This is a genomic window from Sphingobacteriales bacterium, assembly GCA_016700115.1.
GTDB lineage: Bacteria > Bacteroidota > Bacteroidia > Chitinophagales > UBA2359 > UBA2359.
Genome location: CP064999.1, coordinates 432837 through 456527, shown reverse-complemented (window position 1 = coordinate 456527; position 23691 = coordinate 432837). Strand labels below are relative to the sequence as shown.

The window sequence follows — 23691 nt, the reverse complement described above, 5'->3', positions numbered from 1 at the left end:
GACAACTTTAGTTTTTCAGGTTAAAAAGTATGCCCATTTCGGCACCTACCATTACCGGACGAAGCGGGCTGCCGAGGGTGGTCATGATGCTGTTGTATTGATTGGCGTTGGGTAGCAACATCCGTTTGCCGCTTTGTGCAGCACTGTTGTTGATATCGCTGATACCCATTTGAGCGCGGGCAGTTCCGAACAGATACAAGCGATTGCTGAGCTTAAACGTGGAGCCAACGGATAGAAGCATGGCTGCCTGAAAAGATTTAAGGCTCAGTTTTTGGTTTTCCTGAATTATCTCGCGGTCAGAAATTGTCAGATTTTCATACAACCCGTAGTGATTGTTATAGGCATCGAACTCTTCACCTTCTTCGCTGCGCAGAGTAAATGTATAAATTTCGGGTTGAGTGCGCTCATACGTATTAAATGCGGTAAAAGTGCCTCCGTAAGTATGCTTTCCGGTAATATTCATGCCGAAGGCAAAACCCACATCTGTAAACACGCTCAATGTACCGGTTTTGGTGATGTTATACCGGATAAACAAGGGGAGGTTCATCGCATTTTGGAGGTATTCTTCGCTTAAGTTGCTGATATTGATGTTTCTGGTATAGTTCTCCCCATCGTTGTCGGTAGCCTGATAGGTGCCTGTGTATGAATCGAGAGTCAGTCTCCGCAAAAGACGGCTTGTTCCTAAACCGACTCCCCATTGCATCCGGCTGCCAACACTCAGCAACAGATAGGCATGGGTACCAAAACTAAAAGTGATGGTTTGATTCAGTCCGCTCAGGTTTTCGTAAAATAAAGCACCTGTTCCGCTCAAATCCCCAATCAGGTTTCCAAAACCCGGCATAATCCCAACTCCTACCTGTAAAGGAGGATTTTCTTCTGTTTTTTTCGATTTTGGTACTCTGAACTCTGCAAGAGTAACTGCGGTTTCTTCCATATTGCTGATGGCGGTAATGATCAGTTTCTCTGAGTCTTTGTCATAACCAAGAACAAAATACAATTTCTTCGACTTCTTCTCAACTTTAACTCCTGCTTTATTCACTCCGCTAAAGGTTTTTACCGACGAAACCACAAACATGGAATCGTAATTCAAATCCTGATGTACACCACTTCTCAAAATTTCAGGTTTGCTCAATTGAACGGTCAGCCCTTGAGGAAACCATTCGCTTTGCTGGTCGGCATAAGCGGAAACAGACATTTTTTTACCGAAGTTCGGCGTATCGGGCAGTTCATTATATACTTTTGCATTTTTGGTAAACAATGCCAGAAAACGCTGCCTTGCTAAGGGCGACAAGGCACCATTTTCGTCCACAAGGGTTGCATGAATATTATATTCGTTCAACAGCTTATTGATGCGGTATTCCATTTCATTGTCGTTCATTCCGGTGTTTTGTGCATAGGCAAATTGGAACCCTGCAAACAGCGTAAAGAAAAGAATCAGACAGATAAGAAGAAGGTTTTTCATAGTCATTGTGAATTTAAAAATTGAACCGGTCTGATGTTAGAATTTAAAGATTTTCAATACCTGCTGTTGCTGACCATAGGTTATGTGAAGCAGGTAAACGCCCGTTGGCGCAGGCAGGGTAATGTTTGGGTTGAACAATGCCTCTGATTTGTTGTATTGTTGCCGGAAACATATTTTGCCCGACAGGTCGCAGACCGATACATCAACATTCCCCTTGTAATTGCTTTGTAGCGTTAAGGTAAAACTGCCCTGATTGGGGTTGGGCATAACTTGGATCAAATCTTCGGTTAATGGAGTTTGTCCGAGTTTTCCGCTAAATGCAGCCATACGCCAGCAATTGTTGTAGTTGGTCAAAACAGCGTATTGTTTGGTGGTGTCGGGATCGGTGATGATAAAGGTCTGCATTTGAGCCGTGGGATTCTCCGTCAAAGGTATAGGGGCAAAAGTGAAAGGGTCTGTGGTGTAATACCCCCATTGATAAGTGGCATCGGGTTCATCCAGCACACAAATTAACACCTTTGGCACTCCTGTTTCAGGGGGGTCTTGTTTGATGTCAATGGATGGCCATTCACATTCACCGTCTCCGATTGCCTGCGCCATGTCAAAGACTTCGGTTTGAGGGCAGCCGTTATTGTCGGTAACAGTAAGAGAAATGGTAAAGACCGTTAATTCCGGTGACAGCGTGAGCAGACTCACCAGAATATTTTCGGTCATTTCCCCGTTTGACCATAAATACGACCAGGGCAGATTGGTTTCAGAAACCGGAATAGTGTTCAAGGTCAACTGACCGGTTGCGGCCAGTTGTTCAGCGCTGAATGCAATAGTAAAAGATGGGTTCGGGTTAACCACTAACGATGTTTGAGCGGAGGAACTACACCCGTTGGAATCGGTTACAGTTACGCTGTATATTGTGTTATCAGCAGGATTTACATTGATGGTTTCTGTAAAACCTGCTCCATTGCTCCATTCATAATCAGTTCCTCCTGCTGCGGTCAAAGTCGCACTGCTGCCGGAGCAAATGGTGTTGTCGTTGGTAGTATTGCCCGAATTTTCCGACACAAAGATGCTCGCTTGTGGAAGTTCATTTACAGTCAGTACAACTGAATCGGTGGCTGTACATGAGTTGTCGTCTGTAACGGTAACTGTATAGACGGTTGTTTCAGATGGACTGACAGCGATAACAGCATCAGTACCTCCTGTGCTCCATACATAAGAAGTACCGCCGGTTGCCGTAAATGTTGTGCTTGCTCCCGCACAAATATTTTGATCTTCACCGGCATCGGCGGAAGGCAAAGCGAAAACTGTAACAGTTGCTGAGCCGGTAAGCGTTTGAGTGCATACGGCAGCACCGGTGGTGCTGACACTAATCAGGTTATATATTACTGTGGAACTTAGGTTTCCTGTATTGACCGTAGCAGTCCCGCCGGCACTTAAAACAATACTTAGCGGGCTTCCGCCTGTGTCGTATATTACCGTAGCCCCGGGAGTCCCTACAAAAGACAAAGTAGCCGATTCGCCCGAACAGATCGAGGTGCTGCCGTTAATGATAGCTGTCGGAAGAGCAACTACCGTAATTGTTGCAGTGCCGCTCAGGTTTTGGCTGCATACCGGTAATCCGGCGGTACTGATACTGACTAAACTATAAAGGGTAGTGGCAGTTACAGGTCCTGTGTTTAGCAGGCCGGTTCCGCTTGAATTGAGCAAAAGGCTTTGAGCAGTTCCTCCGTTTACCGTATAAAAAACGGTAGCATTAGGAGTGCCGTTAAAAGCTATACTAGCGCTTTCACCCAGACAAACACCCGCCGTACCACTGATAATGGCCGTTGGCAGAGGAATTACGGTTACAGTAACTGCTTCTGTAACGGGTTGGTTGCAATCCGTTGTGCTGACACTAACCAGATTGTAAACAGTAGTAGTGGTCAGTGGTCCGGTATTCAGAGTGGCGACTCCAAAAGCATTCAACACAATGTTTTGGTTGATTCCGCTGTCGTTCAGGGTATATACCACCGTAGCATTGGGTGTTCCGTTGAAGGTTATTATTGCGTTGTCGCCGTTGCAAATAGAAATACTTCCGCTTATTGCAACCGTAGGCAGCGGATTGGCAGTAATGCTTACAACGTCTGTATCTGTACAACCGTTGCTGTCTGTTACGGTAACGGTTAGGGTGGTGGCTGAAGTTGCAATCAGGGTAGTAGTTGCACCCGAATCTCCATTAGACCATTGATAGGTCTGACCCCCTGAAGCGGTGAAAATCAGCAGGTCGCCTACGCAGGCTGTCTGATCAGCCCCTGCATTGGCAACAGGCAGCGGATAGATAGTTATTCCGAAAGTAGCAACAGCTTCGGGACAACCGCCGGCTTCTGCTACCGTATTTGTAACCGTATAAACTCCCGGGAGACTGGCATTTGAACTGATGATGCCGGTGAAGGCGTTGATGCTTAATCCGCCGGGGGTTGCTGACCATAGACCTGAAACAGCCCCTCCGAGAAGGGCCGGATTGACTATGCCACTTCCCAGGCAATAGCCGCTTTCAGGATAACTGAAATTGGCAGTTGGCGGGTTTGGGCAACTGATACAGGCATTGACGTTAATGGTCAAAATGGCCTGCTCATCCGGACAGGGAGGGGTTCCGGCAACCGTATAACTATATTGATAATTCCCGGGTGTTATGCCATCACCGTCAAAAGTATCATTATTGTTTGACAAAGGCGGAGCACCGCCAATTGGAGTGAAAACTCCTCCCGGATCGCCCGTTATCAAGGTGTTGAGATTGATGATTGTGTTCCCTTCATCGGGATTATTGCAAATATCGGCACTGTTATCAGCACCTGCATTTGGAGGTGATGTAACCTGTACACTGGTAAAAGTACTGCCTGTACAGCCTGCCGAATTGCTGACTGTTACACTGTAGTTGCCGGCAATGGCAGTGGTAAGGGTTTGAGAAGTTACCCCTGTATTCCATAGATAACTGCTGTACCCGGCACCTGCATTCAAAGTGGTAGAATTTCCTGAACAAATCTGGGTAGTTCCGGTAATGACAGGGCTTAACGTAGAACTAATCACGACCAGAACAGAAGCAGAATCTGTACATCCATTGGCACCGGTAACTGTAACTGAATAAGTGCCATTTAATACATTAGTTGAGTTATTACTCACTAATGGATTTTGTTGGTTGGAACTAAATCCATTGGGTCCCGACCATAGATAGGCATTCCCTCCACTGCTGCTAAGGGTCAAGGTTCCGCCCACGCAGGGGTTACTGCTTGATGCTGTTGCCACCGGTGGAGTAAGTACCGACACACTGACATTTCCTGCCGCACTGCAACCTGTGGCATTGGTGGCGGTTACGGTATAGGTTGTATTGGTTAAAGGTGTAACAGTAACAGATGAACCGGTTTGTCCGGTATTCCATGTATATGTTACCCCGTTAAACGCACTCAGTACAGCACTTCCTGAAGGACAGACATTGGCAGGAGAGGCAACCGGTGCAGGATTTGGCAATGGATTGACGGTGATGGTAAACGATTGAGTAGTTCCGGTACATCCATTGGCAGACGGCGAAACAGATATCGTTGCGCTAACCGGCGTTATACCGGTATTTTGTGCTGAAAATGGCGAAATAGTTCCGGTTCCTGATGATGGTAATCCTATGGAAGGATTATTATTGGTCCAGTTAAAAAGCGTACCTCCAACCAATCCGCTAAAAATAATTGCGGACGTAGAAGTTCCGGCACATAATGTCTGATTTGCAGGCAGGGTTACGTTCGGAGTGGGGAGTACTGTAATCGTAAAAGTTTGAGTAGCACCCACACAACCGTTGCCGGTTGGAGTTACGGAAATAGTTGCTGTTACAGTAGATGCGGTATTGTTGAGTGCGGTAAACGCAGGTATATTTCCGGTTCCGGATGCAGAAAGCCCGATAGAGGGGGTGTTGTTGACCCAATTGTAAACAGCACTGCTGACAGAACCACTAAAACTGATGGTAGCGGTGGTCTGTCCTGCACATAGCGTTTGGTTTCCTCCATTTACCACCACCGTTGGAAGTGCATTGATAACTACCACACCAGTATTGGCAGAAGCAGTGCAGCCGTTGCTGTCTGTAACTGTAACCGAATAAACTCCGGCTGAGGTGGCTGTGGCAGTGAGGCTGTTATTTTGCAGGTTACTGCTGTAACCACCGGGGCCGCTCCATACGAAACCGGTATAAACCCCCGAACCACCGGATGGAAAGGCATTCAACATCAGGTTGCCACCCTGACATACCGGGCTGTTCGTTGTTGCTGTCAGCAAAGGTGAGGCAGGATTTGATAAAACGGTATTTAGTACATTTGAAGGACATTCAGAAATATCTACAAAAATATTGGTGTAGTTTCCTGCTGATAATCCTGAAAGAAGAATTTGCCCAACTCCGTTGGCAGTTAAAGTTTGAACCGGCTGAGGACTGCCATTTTGGGTAAATGCAACCGAATAGGCAGTACCCGGTATCAAACCGTGAAGGATAATGCTGCCGTTATTTCCCCCGCAGGTAGTAGGAGGTGTTGTGCTGAGTGTAATAAAGGGGCCATTGGTTACCTGCGGCACATCAATCGTGCCGATGCTGATACATCCATTTGCATTGTCAGTTACGGTTACGATATAATTACCGCCCTGAATTTGATTGATAAAGGCAGTAGTAGCACCGTTGCTCCATAAAAAGCTAAAGTCATCGGCGGTAGTGGTGTTGATACCGACCGACCCGTTGAAAGGTGGGAAGCAAGCGGTATTGGCAACCGGATTGGAAAAATCTAAAAAAGGAGGTGAATGTACAGTTACCAAAACTGTTGCGGTAGAGGTACAGTCGTTGACATCGGTAACAATTACAGTATAGAGGGTTGTAAGTATTGGTGATACAAAAATTTCCGGATCAGTTTCTGAGGTATTCCAAAAATAATCAGTTGCATTTGGAGAAAATGCACTGAGCAAGGTGCTTTCTCCCAAACAGATGTCCACATCTTGAGTGATGGTAATCACCGGTGGTTCAAAAACCGTAACAGTTACAGTGGCTGCCGAATTACACCCATTCGCATCAGTTACAAATACTGTCAAATCTTCTGTAGCAATAGGGGTATAGGTAATGGTCGGAGAGTTGAAGTCGCTTTCCCAAAAATAATCCACACCTTCGGGTGTAAAAGCAGTTAGTGTGGTGCTTTCTCCCAAACAGACAAATAAATTTCCGGTAATGGTTATCAAGGGTAGCGTATTGATGAATACTTCAGTAAAAGCAGAGCCGGTACAACCGTTTCCATCAGTAACGGTAACGTGATAAATGCCTTCGTTTGAAGTAGTGGCTGCAAAAGTAACATCCTCTTCAAAAGCCACGAAATCGTTTGGTCCTGTCCATATAAAGTCAGTATAAAATCCCGATCCGCCCGTTGGAATTGAATTTAACGAAAGTAAATTGCCCTCACAAACAGGGCTGTTGGTTTGTACAGAGATATCAGGCAATGTTGGGCCGGATATCGTTATATTAGTTGCATTTGAAGGACAACCTACGGGCGAAGTTGCAATTATATTGGTATAATCTCCGGCAGATAAATTGAAAAGACTGATTTCGCCCAGCGCATCGGCAGTTTGGGTTTGATTGGGCTGAACAGATCCGTTAAACGAATAACCCAGGACGTAGCTTGTTCCTGCGGCCAATCCGTTGATAATGATACTGCCATCGTCTTCAAAACAACTGATAACATTGGTCCCGATTGCGTTAATGATTGGTCCGCTGGTGTTTTGAGGAACAGTAATTGTAGCAGAACCGGTACATCCGTTGCTGTCTGTAACGGTAACCGTATAATTTCCTCCCTGAAGCTGACTGATATTTGCCGTAGTAGCCCCATTGCTCCATTGATAAAAAACAGTTGACCCGACAGGAGATACAATGCTCACAGAACCGTTAAAAGGTGGATTGCAGGAAGTATTGACGGCTGGTTCACTAAAACTGATGGAAGGTGCAGGAATTTGGGTTACTAACTGGCTTGCCGAGCCGGTACAACCATTGGCATCGGCTACCGTTACGGTGTAAGTTCCGGCAGTGGCGGCTGTAATGTTTTGCAAATTGAAAGCCCCGTTAATTGACCCTCCGTTGCTTGCCTGCCAAAAGTAGGTGTTGAACAACCCTGTTCCTAAAACTGTGTTAGCACCCTGACAAATAACCGGATTACCACTGATGGTTGGTGAGGGATTTGGCACTACGGTTACTTCGACCACATTGGAAGGAATACTGCTACAAGACACACTGTTGAGCGTGGCAATAGCGATGCGATGGTACCAGGTGGTAACCGATAATCCTGCCGGCGGGCTATAAGTAGCATTCACAGCCCCTGTAATGTCTGAAAAACCCGCAGTAGGGCCGGTAGTACTACTTTGCCATAGATAGGTGATGGCTGACGATCCGGTTCCGGGTGCTATATTGGTCAGCATGTTGGGAGTTCCTCCAAAACAAATGGTCTGGTTACTGCCTATTGTGCCCGGAGTAGGTAGAATAACATTAACATCCACCCCATCGGACGTAGAAGAACAGCCATAGTAAGATGCTGTCAGGGTATAAGTGGTGGGGACAGAAGGGGAGGCAATTGGATTAGCCACTGTGGGATCGTCTAATCCGGTCGTTGGAAACCAGTCATATTGAATATCCCCGTTTGGGCAGTTAATACTTGGAACCGTCAGAGACTGACCGCCGGCCAATGTGCCGGCAACAAGAGCTTCATCATAACAAAGAACGGTATAATCAACAACATTGTCATTAAAATTTCCAATGGTTGTCAATGTAAAATTAAGGGGAGGATTTGCATTTGGAATGGTAATAAAATTATCGGAAGCGAAGTTGTAAGGCCCGCCTGTTGCGACAACCTGCCCTAAGGCATCAGTCATGGTCCAAAAGGTTTCATCCATAAACCCACCACCGGAAATATTCAGCAGCAGGGTAGGGACAGAAAGGCTGCCGTTAAGTTGAATACCATCCCCCTGACATACAACACCGGGTTGAGAGACGAAACCATTTACTTCGGGCGTAGGATTCACCAAAACCTTAACCACATTGGAGGGTTCGCTGTCGCAAATAAAACCGTCAAGCGAAGACTTGGTTATCCTTCTGTACCAGGTGGTTTGTGTCAGTCCCGGTGGCGGGTCATAAGTAATGGCGTTTGCTCCGGCTATATCAGAAAAAAAATTCTGTGGTCCGTCAATACTATTTTGCCACTGATAGGAAAGAGCACCGGTAGCGCTGCCATTGCTGATATTGACAAAAGGAACCGGATCGCCGCCGCTACAAATTGACTGATTGTCTGCGATGGCTCCCGGGCTTGCAGTATTGACCTGAACCAGGATGTCGGGAGAAGTTACCATACATCCTAAATAATCAACCGTTACATTGTAGTTGGTATTGCTTGACGGAAAAGCAAGAGGATCGGCTATTGTAGCGTCGCTTAGATCGGAAACCGGAGACCACTGATAAAGCAGGTCGGGTATGCAGTTGATATTGGGTATCGTCAGTTGCTGTCCTGCCGGCAAAGTACCGGCAAGGATAGTTGTTCCGTTGCAAAGAATGTTGTAAACAGCGACATTATCGTTAAAGATACCCTGAGTTTCTAAAAAGAAAGTCAGAGGAGGGTTGTTATTGGTTAAATCGGTGTAATTGGTTGAGTTTTGAGCATAAGGGCCTCCAAACCCATTAAAATTACCGAGCGAGTTGGTCATAGTCCAGGTGGTTTCGTCTAAAAAACCGATGCTGGTTCCGGGTGAAATAACCACCGTGATGTTTGATACGTCAACAAGGGCATTCAGTTGTGTGTCTTCACCCAAACAGATGGTAGGGGACGGAGTAGCACTAACTACAACGGTCGGTTGTGGAATCAAGTTGATGGTAATAAAATATTGAGTTTGGTCGCACCCTGAACTACTTAATACCTGAAGAGCTGCAGTGTAGGTTCCGGAAGGTGCTCCTGCAGGAACATCCACATAAATAATGTAGATATCATTGGTGGTAGTTGTTGGAAGGTCGGCATCATCAACATCCACAAATCCGACACCTAACGCATTATTATCAAAAAAAATCGAATAGAGTGTGTGGTCAGTATTGTTGAAATAGCTAAACTCTACTTGTGAAGTTCCGGTGCATCCGAAAGCATCATTACTGGCTAAGTCCAATCCGCAACTTACCTGTGCAGAGAGTTGCCACGAATGAAATAGCCAAAATCCAAGCATGAACAAAAAGACTGACAGGGTTTTTCTGAGGTGTGGGTTTTCTGTTTTCATACGGTATGGTTGATTAATAGCCGGTGTTGTGAATTGCCGGGGCTACAAAATATCTTTTCCCAAAAAATTCGAGGCAAAAAAATTACCTGAAAATTGAAAGGGCACAATTCGCTGCACCCAATATACTCCCTGAACAGGAATAGTTGTTACGAAATTAGTCATAATCTTTCAATTTGTTCCAAAAAGATATTTTTTGTGCTTACATTTTAGTTTTTCTGCAAGCCTGACCGGTTTTCTTTGAAAATTGGAGTCGGTTATTTATTTGTGGATAAAAACCGGATGACAATTTGATTAAATTCACCGGGGAGGTCGAGATGAAGCCAATGGGTTGGGGAATCCATAAAAATCAGTTCGGAATTGGGCAGAAACTGTCGCAACTCACGGCAGATATAACCAAACCAACGTGGGGATTGCCGGCTTGCCAATAGCAATGTTCGAATAGGTATAGCCTTCAATTTTTCCTTTGTCAGTGGATAGTCAAAAGCATTGCGGCTGTCGCCCTCAAAAGTGAGGATATTGTCTTCCAAAGTTTGACGCAATAACCCGTTTATATCGTCCAAACTTACTTTATGCCCGGTCAGACCTTCCATAACGGCAAGTTTTGCTTTGTCATATTGCCCTGTTTTCAGGTAGAACCTGCACGGGAAAACTCCTTTAAAACCTGAACGCACCATTGAGACTGCTGCAGCTAAATCTTTTTGGGCAAGCGGAATTAACTTGAAAGGATTATAGGGGCTATTGGTGATAAATCCAAATACACTTGGTTCTATCAACACCAACTTGTTTACTTTTTCGGGATATTTTTCTGCAAAAGCTAAGGCAATATACCCTCCGTAAGAATGACCAACGAGCGTAGCTTTTTCAAGGTTTAAATGCCGGAACAACTCCAATAAATCGGTGCAGTTATCGGCTATGGAACTACTCCCGCCTTTGGGATATTTTTCCGGAAACTGATACCGGCGACTCAAAGAGATTACCCTGAAAAATTGGGCGAACTCCTCCGTCTGATAACTCCATGAACGGTAATCACCAATAGCTCCGGGTATCAAAATCACCGGCTCACCCCGGCCTTTTTCAAGCCAATGCAGCATCATGCCGTTAACATTGGCAGATTGCACGCCGGTTGTTGGGTTTAAATATGCCACGGATTCCTGGTTTGCCATTCTTGTTTGGTGATTTTGTACCAATCTACTTTATAACCTTCATCGTCAAAGGATTCAATAAGTTTAAGCCCTGCCTTTTCCAACACCCTTTTTGAACGGACATTGTTATGATCTGCATCTGCAAAAATTTCGGAGATATTTAATTTTTCAAATCCTTGGTTTAGCGCAGCTATCGCCGCTTCAGTTGCATACCCTTTTCCCCAAAAACTGGTGGCCAGTCGAAATCCCAAATCATAAAAATGGGTATGCAGGTTGACGGTCTTAGTTTCCAGTTTAAGACCTGCCCATCCGGCAAAACAAAGACTTGTTTTTTCAATGACTGCCCATCGGCCAATTCCTTTTGTTAAATAGTCCCTTCTGATTTCATCAATGTATTGTCTGCTTTGACCAATGTTTTGGGCTAAGCCGCCACCTAAGTAACGGTGTACTTCGGGGTCGGAGTCGAGTTCAAATATACTTTGCGCGTCACTGGGCAATAGTTCTCTTAAAATTAACCGTTCAGTTTCTGCATAGATCAGCATATACAGGCAGTTTAAATGACAAGGGTAATTGTTAAACTTTAGCCTTGGGTCTTTTATAGTGGTTATCCGACCCTTTGATATTGCTTCAGCACTCTCATTGCCCTTAAAGTGTTCCAACGACTCGGTTTTCCGGCCTGTTCCATTTCAAAATGAACTAACCCGGAATGTCCGGAGGTCAGCTTCCAAAATCCTTCTTTTGTCCTTTTTTCGAACAGATATGCTATGGCTTCGTCCATACGCTTATCATAAGGAGTTTTCGCTGACTGGAAATAGTCCATTGCTTTTAAAACGTTGTAGAACCAACGACCCGGATATCGCAGTTTCAAAAAATTGGGGTTAATGATTTTACCGGTTTTATCGGATTTGAATAAGTGGTGCATCAGGATAAATTCCCGGGAGGTTGATTCGGACTGTTTCAATTCCTTGAGTCGGTATGTATAGCCGTTTTTTTCGTATTCGTGGATGCCTTCCAATACTGACAAGGTGGTGTGCAGAGAACTGTGAACACATCCTTGTTGATTGGATTGACAGTTAAAACCTCCGTCATTCATTTTTTGAGCAAGTAAAAAGTCAACGACAGAGTGTAGGGCAGTTTCATTAGCGCGAAAGTAACAGGCATAGTTTAAAAACATGCCATTGATACACACATCGCTCGGCCTACCTGAGTGTGAAGCAGTAATACCGCCATCATTGCCTTTGGAGTTTTGGAGAATGATTTGAATGGTTTGACCTGCGGGTTGGTTGCCGGGTGAAATTCCGAGATATTTTAAATCCAGCAAAGTGTAATGTGAAGAGATCCATTTTGGTTGGTAAAATCCCTTTCCCCAATGACCATTTGTATTTCTTTGTTTGAGAAATTGCAGCCCCCAGCCTTCAGTTTCAATTCTTTTCTGAAGTTCAGGTTTTTCGGTATCTAAGAGGTCGCGGTAAGTTTGGTATTGAATGGATACATCGCCTTCGAGTAGCCAGGAAATGATTTCTTTGTCGCTCATATTTGTTTGTGAAGGTTAGTGTTCAATTTGGCAAATAGCCGGGTTTCTATACTTCATCAAATTCTTTTGGGTAAATGACGGTACCAGAAACATGAGTTAGCCCGTTTGGAACGAGTTCAATTCCCAAAAATACATTGTCGGGCACATCAAACGGAGCCGTGATGCCCCATTTTTTTGCAGGCAAAAATCCAAACCGGGGGTAATAGTTTTCGTGCCCCAACACAATGACCGATTCGAAACCCAGTTCAGCCGCTTTTTGTAGTCCATTGCGGACTAACATGCTTCCAATACCTTGGTTTTGCAGTTCAGGCAGTACAGCCATTGGGGCTAAGGAAAGACTGCCAAAAATTTCCCCGCTGCCGGATTTGATGATGATTTTGCTGAACAGAATATGTCCGGCTATATTGTTATCAACAGTAGCGACCAATGAAAGTCCGGGTATGAAGGCATCGCTGTTTCTCAAAGCATTGACCAGAACGGCTTCGTTTTGTTGTTCAAAAGCCGAAACATTCAACGCAAAAACTGCTGCATAATCGGCGGTTTCTTCGGTTCGGACAACTACCTGCATCTTTACATTGGATTTTTTTGGGTGCAAGACCATCAATTTATATTAAAAGGCTACCATCAGAAGTTAAAGAACCATGGAATTTAGTTCCTGTTTTTCAAAATCGCTGCCCGAATGTCAGCAGATTGTGATTGGGGTCAATGATGGAAAATTCCTGCAAACCCCAGGGTTTCTTTTTCAGACTTCCAAGTTTTGGGAATGTCGCACCACTTTCGGTTAACTGGTCGTAAAGCACTTCGATATTGGCAGAAACCCTGACATAAACCATGCCCGGGTTTGTTTTTACGTCCAAATTTCTATTCAAGTAAAAATGTAGTTCGAGGTCATCATTAAACTTAATCAGCAAATAGTCTTCATAAAGTCCAATAATTGAGGTCTGAAAATGCTTTTGGTAATATTGTGCTGTTTCATTCAGGTCAATAGCGGGTAGTTTCGGAATGATGGCGGTAATCATTGGCAAAGTTTTAGTTTATGCGGGCTGGTTTTGGGTATTCTTTCAATAATTTTTCTGGCTTCCAAATCGAGTTTAACCGAAACGACATACCACCCTACCTTTCCATCAAAAGTGGCGGATAGTTCATTTTCGGCAAGAGCAATCATTTTTTCAAACGTGATTTCCTGTTCATTTTGAAGCAGGTTCAAAATAAACTCTTTGATTACCAAATATTTTTTTAATGAGATATTTACCCCTTTTTTACCTTGTGGGTGCAGGGTAAGGATTTTTTCTTCGGTTTTCATCTTTGGGGTTAGACTTTTGGTGGATTACAGGTTTTCGGCTATAGTTTTCAATTCGGATAAAGCCAAAGGAAATTTTTCACCGATTGAACTGGCATAAGTTTCCAAAGTATCAACACTGACCCATACTTCGGTGCCGTTTTCGTTGGGAGAGAGGCGGTAAATTTCCATCATTTCCGGCCACGGTTGTGGTTCTTTTTCGGGAGGTAGTTCTTCAAAATTTTCGACCGAACCCAAATGCCTGAAAGCCATATACTTTTCCGGCTCAACTTTATCAATGACGGCATACAACCCTTCCCCTTCCGGTACGAGAAAATGGATTCGGTTTCCTTGTTTGAAACCATCTGTTTTAAAATAACTTCCTTCGCAAAAAGGGCGGGTCCATGTTTTGTAATGTTCGAAGTCCCAGAGAGCAGTCCAGACTTTTTCTGGGGTGGTATTGATTTGGATGCGGTAATCGAGTGTTAACATAGCTTAAAGTTTAAGGTGAAAAAATCAGGGTTGTCCATACCTTGTGTTGATAAATTGGATGGTTTCTTTCATCATCCGGGTCAGCTTATCAATCTTGATATCAGACAGTTTGTTGACGTAAATACAAACTTTACCTATTTTAAACTTGCCAAGCCCCTCCAGAAGATGTTCATGTTCATCGAGTCCGGTATATACATACAGCGAAATTGCGGATTTTCGGGGGGAAAAACCAAGTATAGGGGCATCTCCTTCATGTCCGCTTTTGTATTTATAGTGATAAGTGCCAAAACCGATTATTGAGGGTCCCCACATTTTGGGTTCATAGCCTGAAACCGATTTCATCAGTTCTAATATTTCATAGCTGTCTTTTCGCTTCTGTTCTGTGTCGGCAAATTCGTGGATAAATTCGTACACATCTTTTTCGGTTTCGATAGTTTTGTTTTTTGCCATCTTAAATAGATTTTCAAAAGTTATTCTTCTGCAATGATGTTTCTTCAAACCAATTCCAAATAGTTGGGTTTGATTTTTTCCACCCCTCAAAAATAAACAAACTTGTTTAACATCCGCAGTTTGCCAAAAATAAACCTGCACCTAAGGGTGATTTTGTAACAGACTCGATTTTTAGCCGGTTTTTCAGACAGTCCACCTTCGATTGGTTCAATTCCCAAATTCTTGCAACAAGAAACCGGAAATGGTTTATAAATCCGTTGTAGTAAGAATTGACAGATCGAACCCCAAAAGTAGGTTGACATTTATTTAATGCAGGGGCACAACAAGCCAATGCAGGGGTGCAATAAGTCTTTGCAGAGGCACATTGAGTCATTGCAGGGGTGCATTGACCCTTTGCAGGGGCACTTTAAGTTATTGCAAAGGTGCAAAGACCCTATGCAGGGGCACTTTACTTTTTTGCAGGGGTGCAATGCCCTTTTGCAGAGGCACAGCAAGTCATTGCAGGGGTGCATTAACCCTTTGCACAGGTACTTGAAGTCAATGCAGGGGTGCATTGGGTTGTTGCAGGGGTGCAATACGTTGTTGCAGAGGCAAAAAAAACTTAATTCAAGGATGAATTTACGGGCGCAAAAATCCAGGAGTTGTCCTGAAAAACCCGTTTGTATTCATACCTTTAGCGTGATTTAAACAGAGCCAATAACAAGATTTGTGGTCATTAACCTGCAAAAAAAAGGAGGGGTTTTCTTATCTTTGTGTTTTAACTATATATGTTTTTAGGGAAACAATTTTGATTAACCGGTGTTGTTAAGCTCGGATTTTTCCTAACCAAAAACATAAGTGTTTTGCCATTTCTAAAACCTCTTTAATAATTAAAAATGAAACAATTTTTACGATTTGCGATTGCTTTTTTGATGGTTGTCAGCTTAAAGGCTCAGACCATACAGATTGAACAGGTAAATAATTCGACCGGATGGATGAAAGTAGTTCCTGAAGGTCAGACCGTTCATTTTCCGACTGCTGCATCGGCAACACCTACCCTGAGTTTTTTGATTAGAAACACCGGAACAGAAACATTGGTGATTAACAGTTTTTTTCTGGAAGGAGCGAACCTCACCCACTTCACCATTTCAGGGTTAACCACACTGAGCATAGAACCTAACGGGCAATCTCCGTTTGACCTGATATATACGCCGCCCACCCAGTTTACCCAACAAAGTTCGGCAAGTTTGGTTTTTAACACCAACGCCTCCGGCAGCCCTACTTATACCCTAAACTTCAAAGGTCCCGGAGTCGGTCTATATGGTCCAACCTACCCCACTTATGGAGAACTTGTTTTAAGTTTCTCCAATCCTTGCCCTCAGGGGAATAATTGTATCGGGCGTTCAAGCGGCACCTCAGTTACTTTTTCAGTAGTAGAACAAGCCGAAAGAACCGATACTTACAGGGGCACTGTGGTCGGTTCTGATGGGGATATATGGATTCGAACCTCTTTAGACGGGAGTTCTTATTCCGGGGAAGAAAACTTTACCTTCTCTCCGGCAGATAGCGACCTCGAAGCAGGGATTTTGGTGCACAGAGGCGTTTCTATAACCAATACAGTAAGCGGCGACCTGACTGTTTACCTAAAATATACCGAAACCCTGACTAAGGCGGACGGCGTAACCCCTTACACTTGTATAGACCCGACTACTCTGGGTTTGTCGGAAGAGTTGGGAGGGTTGGCCAAGTTTGACAACAGTACCGATGTTTTGAATGCTCATAGCATCATCACTGCCTCGTTCGACTACGATGGGCCGTTTGAGCCTTTTTTAGATTTTTATGAAGCCATCCCCGACAAAACCTGCGACTGTGCCTTTTATTCAATCAACAAAGGGTTTTATTGGGAAAACCTGAACCCGGAGGTTTTGGTCAACGACACTCTTCAGGTTGAACCGGGTGAAACAATGCCGATTACCACCGATATTCTGAATGTACATGATGATGAGGAGTTGCCCGCAAACCCCCAAAATGTGGTGTTTGATTTTAATGATACCAATCCGCTTTCGTTTAATTCAGGGGTTTTGCGTTTAGATGGTGTTCAACTTTCCGGCTCAGACAGTTTCACCTTGGCCGATTTGCAAAACGGGCTGCTTACTTATGAAAATACCGATACCGAAGCCTTAGAGGATGTTTTTGAATTTAGAGTGAGCGACAGCAGAGGGGAATATGCCGACAATTCCGGATCACCGGTGTTTGCTTTTAACCTCACTATTGGAGGAGGAGTGTCTGTCAATGATATTTCCAATCCATCCTCCATTAATGGATTTCGGGCAAACTTCAATCCTGCTGCTAACGAAATAACCGTCCGTTTTACACCCACCGAAACGGACAAAGCAGTTATCAATTTGTATGCATTGGATGGAAGCAAAGCAGTTTCCGTTTTTGATGGACCGATAGCTGCTTCTGTTCAGTATAGCCTGCCGTTCAGCGTACAGCAACTTCCTTCGGGTGTTTATATGCTTGTTTTGCAAACCCAACATGGCGATGTGAAGCGGGCGAAAATATCAGTAGTCAGATAATATTCGGTTTTTTTTAACGCAATCTTTATTGCAGCAACCCTGCCTGATTTGAGAAAACCGGCAGGGTTGCGTGTTTGTATTCCTTGCTTTTCAAGCAGATTGTAAAAGAAAAGTCGGAGGATTGATAGTACTCTGAAACTGCGTTACCTGATTTCGGCAGTATAATTTGGGGCTTCTTTGGTTATCTGTACATCGTGCGGGTGGCTTTCGCGCAGCCCTGCCGAAGTAATACGCATAAATTGAGCATACTGACGAAGTGCGACCAAAGAAGCGACCCCGCAATAGCCCATTCCGGCCCTTAAACCACCGATGAGTTGATAAACGGTATCGGCAAGCGGACCGTTATAGGCTACCCTGCCTTCAATGCCTTCGGGCACTAATTTTTGAACATCCTCCTGAAAATACCGGTCTTTGCTGCCTCGTTTCATCGCGCCAATAGAGCCCATACCGCGATAGACTTTATAGCGCCGTCCATGGTAGAGTTCGGTAGCTCCCGGGCTTTCGTCACAGCCGGCAAACAGACTTCCGAGCATACAGGTATGAGCACCGGCTGCAAGAGCCTTGACAATATCGCCCGAATATTTTATGCCGCCGTCTGCAATAATTGGAATGTTATATGGTTTAGCCGATTGAGCACAGTTATAAATGGCACTGATTTGAGGCACTCCAACCCCGGCAATGACGCGGGTGGTGCAGATAGACCCGGGACCTATTCCGACTTTGATAGCATCGGCACCGGCCTTAATCAGCGCTTCAGTTCCTTCGCCTGTGGCGACATTACCTGCAATCAGTTGTAGGTCGGGAAAAGTTTTTTTAATTTGCCGAACCGTATCAATCACCCCTTTCGAATGGCCATGAGCAGTATCCACCACAATCACATCTACCTTTGCATGGTAAAGGGCTGAAACTCTGTCCATCGTATCGGGGCCGGTGCCAACCGCAGCACCTGAAAGTAGCCGGCCTTTGTTGTCTTTGGCGGCATTGGGAAAACGGATGGCTTTTTCGATGTCTTTAATGGTAATCAGCCCGCAAAGTTGTTGATTCTCATCTACCAGAGGCAGCTTTTCGATTTTATAGCGCATCAGAATTTCCTGTGCCTGCTCTAAGTTGGTGTTGATTGGAGCAGTCACCAGGTTTTCGGAGGTCATCACCTCGCGGATGGTTTTGGAATGATCGGTTTCAAACCGGATATCGCGGTTAGTGATAATCCCCACCAATCGCCCGTTTTCGGTTACAGGAACACCCGATATTTTGTATTTTGCCATGAGGTCGTTGGCTTCTGACACCAGTTTATCGGGAGACAGGTGGAACGGGTTGCTGATGACCACATTCTGTGAGCGTTTTACCCGATCTACTTCTTCGGCCTGCTGTTCTTCGGTCATATTTTTGTGAATAATGCCGATACCCCCCTGTCGTGCCATGGCAATGGCCATCGCCGATTCGGTAACAGTGTCCATTCCGGCACTTAATAACGGAATGTTTAAATGAATGGTAGAGGTAAGTTGTGTGTTTACGGTAACATCTTTGGGCAGAATTTCAGAATACCCGGGGATAAGCAATACATCGTCGAAGGTTAGCCCTTCCTGAATGAGTTTGTGCATTTGCAAAAAGTTTGCACGCAAATTTCCAACAAAAAACGGCCGTATGCAAATATATACGCTCTTTTTCTTGAAATGGACAAAGAAATGAATGGTTGGATAACAATCGCATTGTCTTTTGATTCCGGTTTGCCTGAAAGACAACCCTAAGTCTATGGCTTTCGTTATTCAATAGTCAATCGCATTTTCTTATGGTAAACCGGGTAAATTCCGGGTTCTTATTTTGCCTCAAATACCGGTATGGGTTTTCCGCAATTACCGGTATTTCCCTAACTTGCAGACCAAAATGCGAAAGATATTATCGGCTTACTTCCAAAGATCCATCTTATGCGCTGTTTTCTTTTAGTATTCCTGTTCATTTTAGGGTCCCATTCTGTTCATGCGCAAAACCCATTTTACCGCCGCACCGATGTGCCGGTGTTTAAAAGCGGATTAGCACTCAAATATCCCTGGACAGGAGGGCTAAACAATCCACAGTTTTCGGAAGCCGACCTGAATAATGACGACATTCCGGATTTAATCATCTTTGACCGCAGCGGCGATTTGGTGCTGACCTTTATAAACAACGGAACTCCGAATCAATCCGATTATGTCTATCGTTCCGAATTCCAGCAAAATTTCCCGCCGGTTCGCAACTGGATGCTGCTTGCAGATGCCGATTGCGATGGCATTTCAGATATTTATACGTCCTCTGTAACAGATGGAATCACTGTTTATGCCGGTCAGTATGACTCAGAAAACAAACTGACTTTTACATTGATACATCCACAGCTAACATTTCAACCCGATAATGAAAAGATATATGTCGCCATATATGATATTCCCGCTATTGTAGATGTTGACTATGACGGCGACCCCGATATTCTTTCATTCGGACCAATCGGGGGGCATGTCTATTTTTACCAAAACCTGAGTGTGGAAAACGGCACCCCCTGCGGCGATATGCAATTTGAACTTAATACCCATTGCTGGGGCAATTTTTATGAATCAGGGATTACCACCACCATAGATTTGGAGGTTGGCTGTATTGAGGGTTATGCTGCACCCGACAATGCCGGCGATCAGGAAAAAGACGGACTTCACCCCGGTTCCACCTTGCTGGTGTTAGATTTAGATCCGCCCGGAACCGGAAACGGTGCCATGGAAATCCTGCTGGGCGATATTTCTTACAGCAATATCACCATGCTCACCAACGGAGGAACCCCGCAGGATGCCAATATGATTGCACAGGACACCTTGTTTCCGGCATACAGTATTCCCGCTATTGTTTACACTTTTCCCGCATCCTTCCATCTCGATGTGAACAATGACGGACAGAAAGACCTGCTGGTTTCGCCAAATACGGTAGCACAATCAGAGCATTACCGTTGTGCTTTACTTTATCAAAACAACGGAAACCCTACCGAGCAGTTCCAGTATGTAACCGACAGGTTTCTCATCAGCGACATGATTGACGTGAGCAGATTGGCAAATCCTGCCTTTTTTGATTATAACAACGATGGACTGTTGGACCTCGTGATTGCCAATTATGGCTATATGGACGAATCTTATGATTTCAATACAGCTTTAGCCCTGTATCGAAATACCGGAACTCCCGAACAGCCTGTTTTTGAATGGGTAACTGACAATTTTTCAAACATTTCAGGGCAATTTCTCCTGCCTCGTTTAGGTATAAGCCCAACATTTGGCGACCTTGACGGGGATGGAGATCAGGATATGATTCTGGGCGACAAAGACGGCTTCTTACATTATTTTAAAAACAATCCCTTGCCGGATGGCTCGGCAAATTTCATTTTGTTTCAGGAGCAGTTTCAGGGAATTGACGTGTTTCAGTACAGCACCCCCCAACTGATTGACATCAATAAAGACGGATTGTTAGATCTCATTATCGGACACCATAACGGAGCAATGCGGTATTTTCAAAACAACGGAACAGCCGGCAATCCGGTGTATAATGCAGCATCTCCCACCAATTCTTTTTTCGGAGGGGTGGATGTAAAAGAAATCGGTTCGCCTACCGGTTTTTCAGTACCGCAAATGATTGAATACGAAGGGCAGTTTTTGCTGATGGTGGGGTCAGAAAGCGGTAAAATCCATGTCTATACCGATATTGAAGACAACCTTGATTCCGGTATGTTATTCACCAAACTTACGGACAACCAACTGCCTGCCTATATCGGAACCCGCTCAAGTCCTGCCATTGCTGACCTCAACAACGATGGTTATTTAGACATGGTTGTTGGCACCTATAATGGCGGGCTTTACTGGTTTTCGGAAGATTTTCCTATTGGTATGGATTTACTTCATTCAGAAGCTGCGGAACAATTCCATCTTTTCCCCAATCCGGCAAAGCAGCAACTTCATTTCACCTTACCGGGCAGGTCGGCAAATGACCTCCCTGTTCAATTTTGCCTCTACAACCTGACCGGTCAGGAGGTCATGAACCGGATTTTATTTCCTGATCTGAATATCATAGATGGGATAGTTCCTCTGCCGGTGCTTCCAGACGGGCTGTATTTTGTTAAAATTATTGACGGCGACAAAACCTTTAGCGCCAAAGTGTTGATTAAGCAATAAGAGGCATTATATTTGCCTTTGCTCAAAAACCGAGATGAGCAGTTGCTTATATTAAATAAACCATGCAAAATGAATAAAATTGTAAAAAACGCAGATGAGGCCATAGCAGATATTCCTTCCGGTTCTACCCTGATGTTGGGAGGTTTTGGGTTATGCGGCATTCCTGAAAACTGCATTGCCTCCCTTGTTCGCAAAGGCATCAATGAATTGACATGTATTTCCAACAACGCCGGAGTGGATGATTTCGGTTTGGGATTTTTGCTGAAAACCCACCAAATCAAAAAAATGATTTCATCTTATGTGGGCGAAAATGCAGAGTTTGAAAGACAGGTACTTACCGGAGAATTAGAGGTTGAATTGGTGCCGCAAGGGACACTCGCCGAGCGCATTCGTGCAGGAGGTGCCGGAATACCTGCATTTTTTACCGCAACAGGTTATGGCACCGAGGTTGCCATTGGAAAAGATATCAGAATGTTTAACGGCAGAAATTATATTCTCGAACATGCGCTTACAGCCGATTTTGCCATTGTAAAAGCGTGGAAAGGAGATTATTTGGGCAACTTAGTTTATCGTGCTACCGCCCGGAACTTTAACCCCATGATGGCAATGGCCGGAAAAATCACCATTGCCGAAGTAGAAGAACTTGTTGCTCCGGGTGAACTCGACCCCAACGAAATTCACACACCGGGCATCTTCGTGCAGCGTATTTTCAAAGGAACAAACTATGAAAAGCGCATCGAACAGCGCACTGTCCGCAAGTCATAACCCAATCATTTTGCAGAACCATGCAAGAAAAACCCGTACCCGTTACGGCAGCCATTCTTGTAAAAGAGGGTAAAATTCTGCTCGCCCAGCGTTTGCCCGGCGACAAGATGGCCGGATTTTGGGAGTTTCCCGGAGGTAAAACAGAACCGGGCGAAACCCCTCAAACCTGTTTGGAAAGGGAATTAGAAGAAGAGTTTGGAATTATTGCCAAAACCGGCCGTTTTTTTGCTGCCTCCGAATATCGCTACGAGCATATTTATATCCGACTCGAAGCCTATTTTATTACAAATTGGGTTGGTGAGTTCCGGTTAAATTCTCATGCCGCGATAGCTTGGGTTTCTCTAAGCCAACTGCTTCAGTATCCTCTTTCACCGGCCGATATTGACATCGCCCTTCAGTTGTCTGAACTACCCTCAGTAAATCAATTTGCAGAATAATATTGCTCTATAATACGGTATATATTCTAAAAGCGATAAATACACAATTGTTATCCCGTTGCTTGGAAACTCACAAAACATAGTTCTCAAATTCGTTCTGAGGGGTTAAAAATTATCGGATAAAAGACTATAAATTCAAAAAACTCTTTTTTCTTAACAAGATGCTGAACAGATACGGATATTTGTGAGTTTCAATATGGCTGCAAACATCGTTTAGTAATAATTGTAAAATTCTTCGTACTTTTACTATTTATTTGTTCATCATCGTTTAATAGATTATTTTCATGAAATTCTATTTACCCGCTTATTTACATATTATCTGTTTGTTTTTAATTTTGACCGGATTGCCCCTGTCAAAAATAAATAGTCAGGTAGTGGTAAATGAAATTTTGGCTTCTAATTCCTCTTATGGTACGGATGAATTAGGACAGTTTAACGATTGGGTGGAATTGTACAACAATGCCTCTTTTTCGGTTTCTTTAAACGGATACTTTTTTACCGACAGTGAAACCAATCTTGATAAATGGGCATTTCCTAACGTCAGCATCAGTGGCCAAAGTTATCTGATTATCTGGTGTGATGGAAGTCCCGAACAAGGACCGCTACACACAACTTTTAAATTAAGTGCTGCAAGCGAAGCCGCCTTTTTGGTCAATCCCCTGTTAGAAGTAGTGGATGGCACCACTTTTCCACCACAACAAACCGACATCAGTTTTGGTCGCTATCCGAACGGCCTCGGACCCTATACCAGCATGATACCAACTTTTAATGCAGCAAATTCTGCAGGAATAAGTACGGCAATAGATCCCCAAAAGCCGGCAGATTTATCCGTTACCCTGTATCCTAACCCTGTTTCATCAGATGTTGTGATGATGGATTTAAATGTATCGAATGTCGCAGAACCTGTTCATCTGAGATTGTGCAATGCCCTGGGGCAAGTGGTCAGACAAATTAACCTGGGCTATACCAACCCCTCCGGCACTCAAACTCAGGTCATGTTGCCATTAGGAAACCTGCCGAATGGTTGGTATGCCGTAGAACTCAAATCCGGACAACACATTACCGCTCAGCCCCTGATGATATCGCGGTAATCGCATAATAAGTGCGTCAG

At 44.4% G+C, this 23691-nt stretch carries 16 protein-coding genes; 5 read left to right on the top strand and 11 right to left on the bottom strand.

Annotated features, from left to right (window positions below):
• Positions 1-7: 7 nt before the first annotated feature.
• The 10 genes from IPM47_01685 to IPM47_01640 form a co-directional block, all read right to left on the bottom strand.
• Entirely contained in the window at positions 8-1462 is a 1455-nt protein-coding gene (locus IPM47_01685) for a hypothetical protein (GenBank protein QQS29689.1), read from the bottom strand.
• Between the two features lie 36 nt (positions 1463-1498).
• A complete protein-coding gene (locus IPM47_01680) occupies positions 1499-9748 on the bottom strand; it encodes a T9SS type A sorting domain-containing protein (protein ID QQS29688.1) in 8250 nt (2749 codons plus the stop codon).
• Between the two features lie 254 nt (positions 9749-10002).
• Entirely contained in the window at positions 10003-10893 is an 891-nt protein-coding gene (locus tag IPM47_01675) for an alpha/beta hydrolase (GenBank protein QQS29687.1), read from the bottom strand.
• Entirely contained in the window at positions 10881-11432 is a 552-nt protein-coding gene (locus tag IPM47_01670; protein ID QQS29686.1) for a GNAT family N-acetyltransferase, read from the bottom strand. The genes IPM47_01675 and IPM47_01670 overlap by 13 nt, the downstream gene beginning before the upstream one ends.
• A 62-nt stretch (positions 11433-11494) precedes the next feature.
• Positions 11495-12424 carry a hypothetical protein gene (locus IPM47_01665; GenBank protein QQS29685.1) on the bottom strand — a complete coding sequence of 310 codons (930 nt, stop codon included), beginning with the start codon at positions 12422-12424 and terminating at the stop codon, positions 11495-11497.
• A gap of 46 nt (positions 12425-12470) precedes the next feature.
• Positions 12471-12992: an N-acetyltransferase gene (locus IPM47_01660; protein ID QQS31363.1), complete on the bottom strand. Its 522-nt coding sequence runs from the start codon at positions 12990-12992 to the stop codon at positions 12471-12473.
• 94 nt (positions 12993-13086) lie between these two features.
• Entirely contained in the window at positions 13087-13443 is a 357-nt protein-coding gene (locus tag IPM47_01655; GenBank protein ID QQS29684.1) for a VOC family protein, read from the bottom strand.
• Positions 13440-13727, bottom strand: coding sequence for a hypothetical protein (locus IPM47_01650; GenBank protein QQS29683.1), 288 nt, complete (start codon positions 13725-13727; stop codon positions 13440-13442). Before IPM47_01650 ends, IPM47_01655 begins: the two co-directional genes overlap by 4 nt.
• Before the next feature lie 24 nt (positions 13728-13751).
• Positions 13752-14195, bottom strand: a complete 444-nt coding sequence (locus tag IPM47_01645; protein QQS29682.1) for an SRPBCC domain-containing protein — start codon at positions 14193-14195, stop codon at positions 13752-13754.
• Positions 14196-14219: 24 nt separating this feature from the next.
• Positions 14220-14645: a DUF1801 domain-containing protein gene (locus IPM47_01640; GenBank protein QQS29681.1), complete on the bottom strand. Its 426-nt coding sequence runs from the start codon at positions 14643-14645 to the stop codon at positions 14220-14222.
• An 875-nt stretch (positions 14646-15520) separates the two neighbouring features.
• Between IPM47_01640 and IPM47_01635 the strand changes: the two genes are divergently transcribed.
• The gene (locus IPM47_01635; protein ID QQS29680.1) at positions 15521-17203 is read left to right on the top strand and encodes a T9SS type A sorting domain-containing protein; all 1683 of its coding nucleotides are present in this window, start codon (positions 15521-15523) and stop codon (positions 17201-17203) included.
• 143 nt (positions 17204-17346) lie between these two features.
• Here the strand turns inward: IPM47_01635 and guaB are convergent, their stop codons facing one another.
• Positions 17347-18804, bottom strand: coding sequence for an IMP dehydrogenase (gene guaB, locus IPM47_01630; GenBank protein ID QQS29679.1), 1458 nt, complete (start codon positions 18802-18804; stop codon positions 17347-17349).
• Positions 18805-19128: 324 nt separating this feature from the next.
• Here guaB and IPM47_01625 point away from each other — a divergent pair, with 324 nt between their 5' ends.
• The 4 genes from IPM47_01625 (at position 19129) to IPM47_01610 (ending at position 23671) form a co-directional block, all read left to right on the top strand.
• Positions 19129-21378 (top strand): T9SS type A sorting domain-containing protein, encoded by a 2250-nt coding sequence (locus IPM47_01625; protein QQS29678.1) that lies wholly within the window; start codon positions 19129-19131, stop codon positions 21376-21378.
• Between the two features lie 69 nt (positions 21379-21447).
• Positions 21448-22143, top strand: coding sequence for a CoA transferase subunit A (locus IPM47_01620; protein QQS29677.1), 696 nt, complete (start codon positions 21448-21450; stop codon positions 22141-22143).
• A gap of 20 nt (positions 22144-22163) precedes the next feature.
• Complete coding sequence (locus IPM47_01615; protein QQS29676.1) at positions 22164-22580, top strand: (deoxy)nucleoside triphosphate pyrophosphohydrolase; 417 nt, start codon at positions 22164-22166, stop codon at positions 22578-22580.
• A 284-nt stretch (positions 22581-22864) separates the two neighbouring features.
• Entirely contained in the window at positions 22865-23671 is an 807-nt protein-coding gene (locus tag IPM47_01610) for a lamin tail domain-containing protein (GenBank protein QQS29675.1), read from the top strand.
• Positions 23672-23691 lie beyond the last annotated feature (20 nt).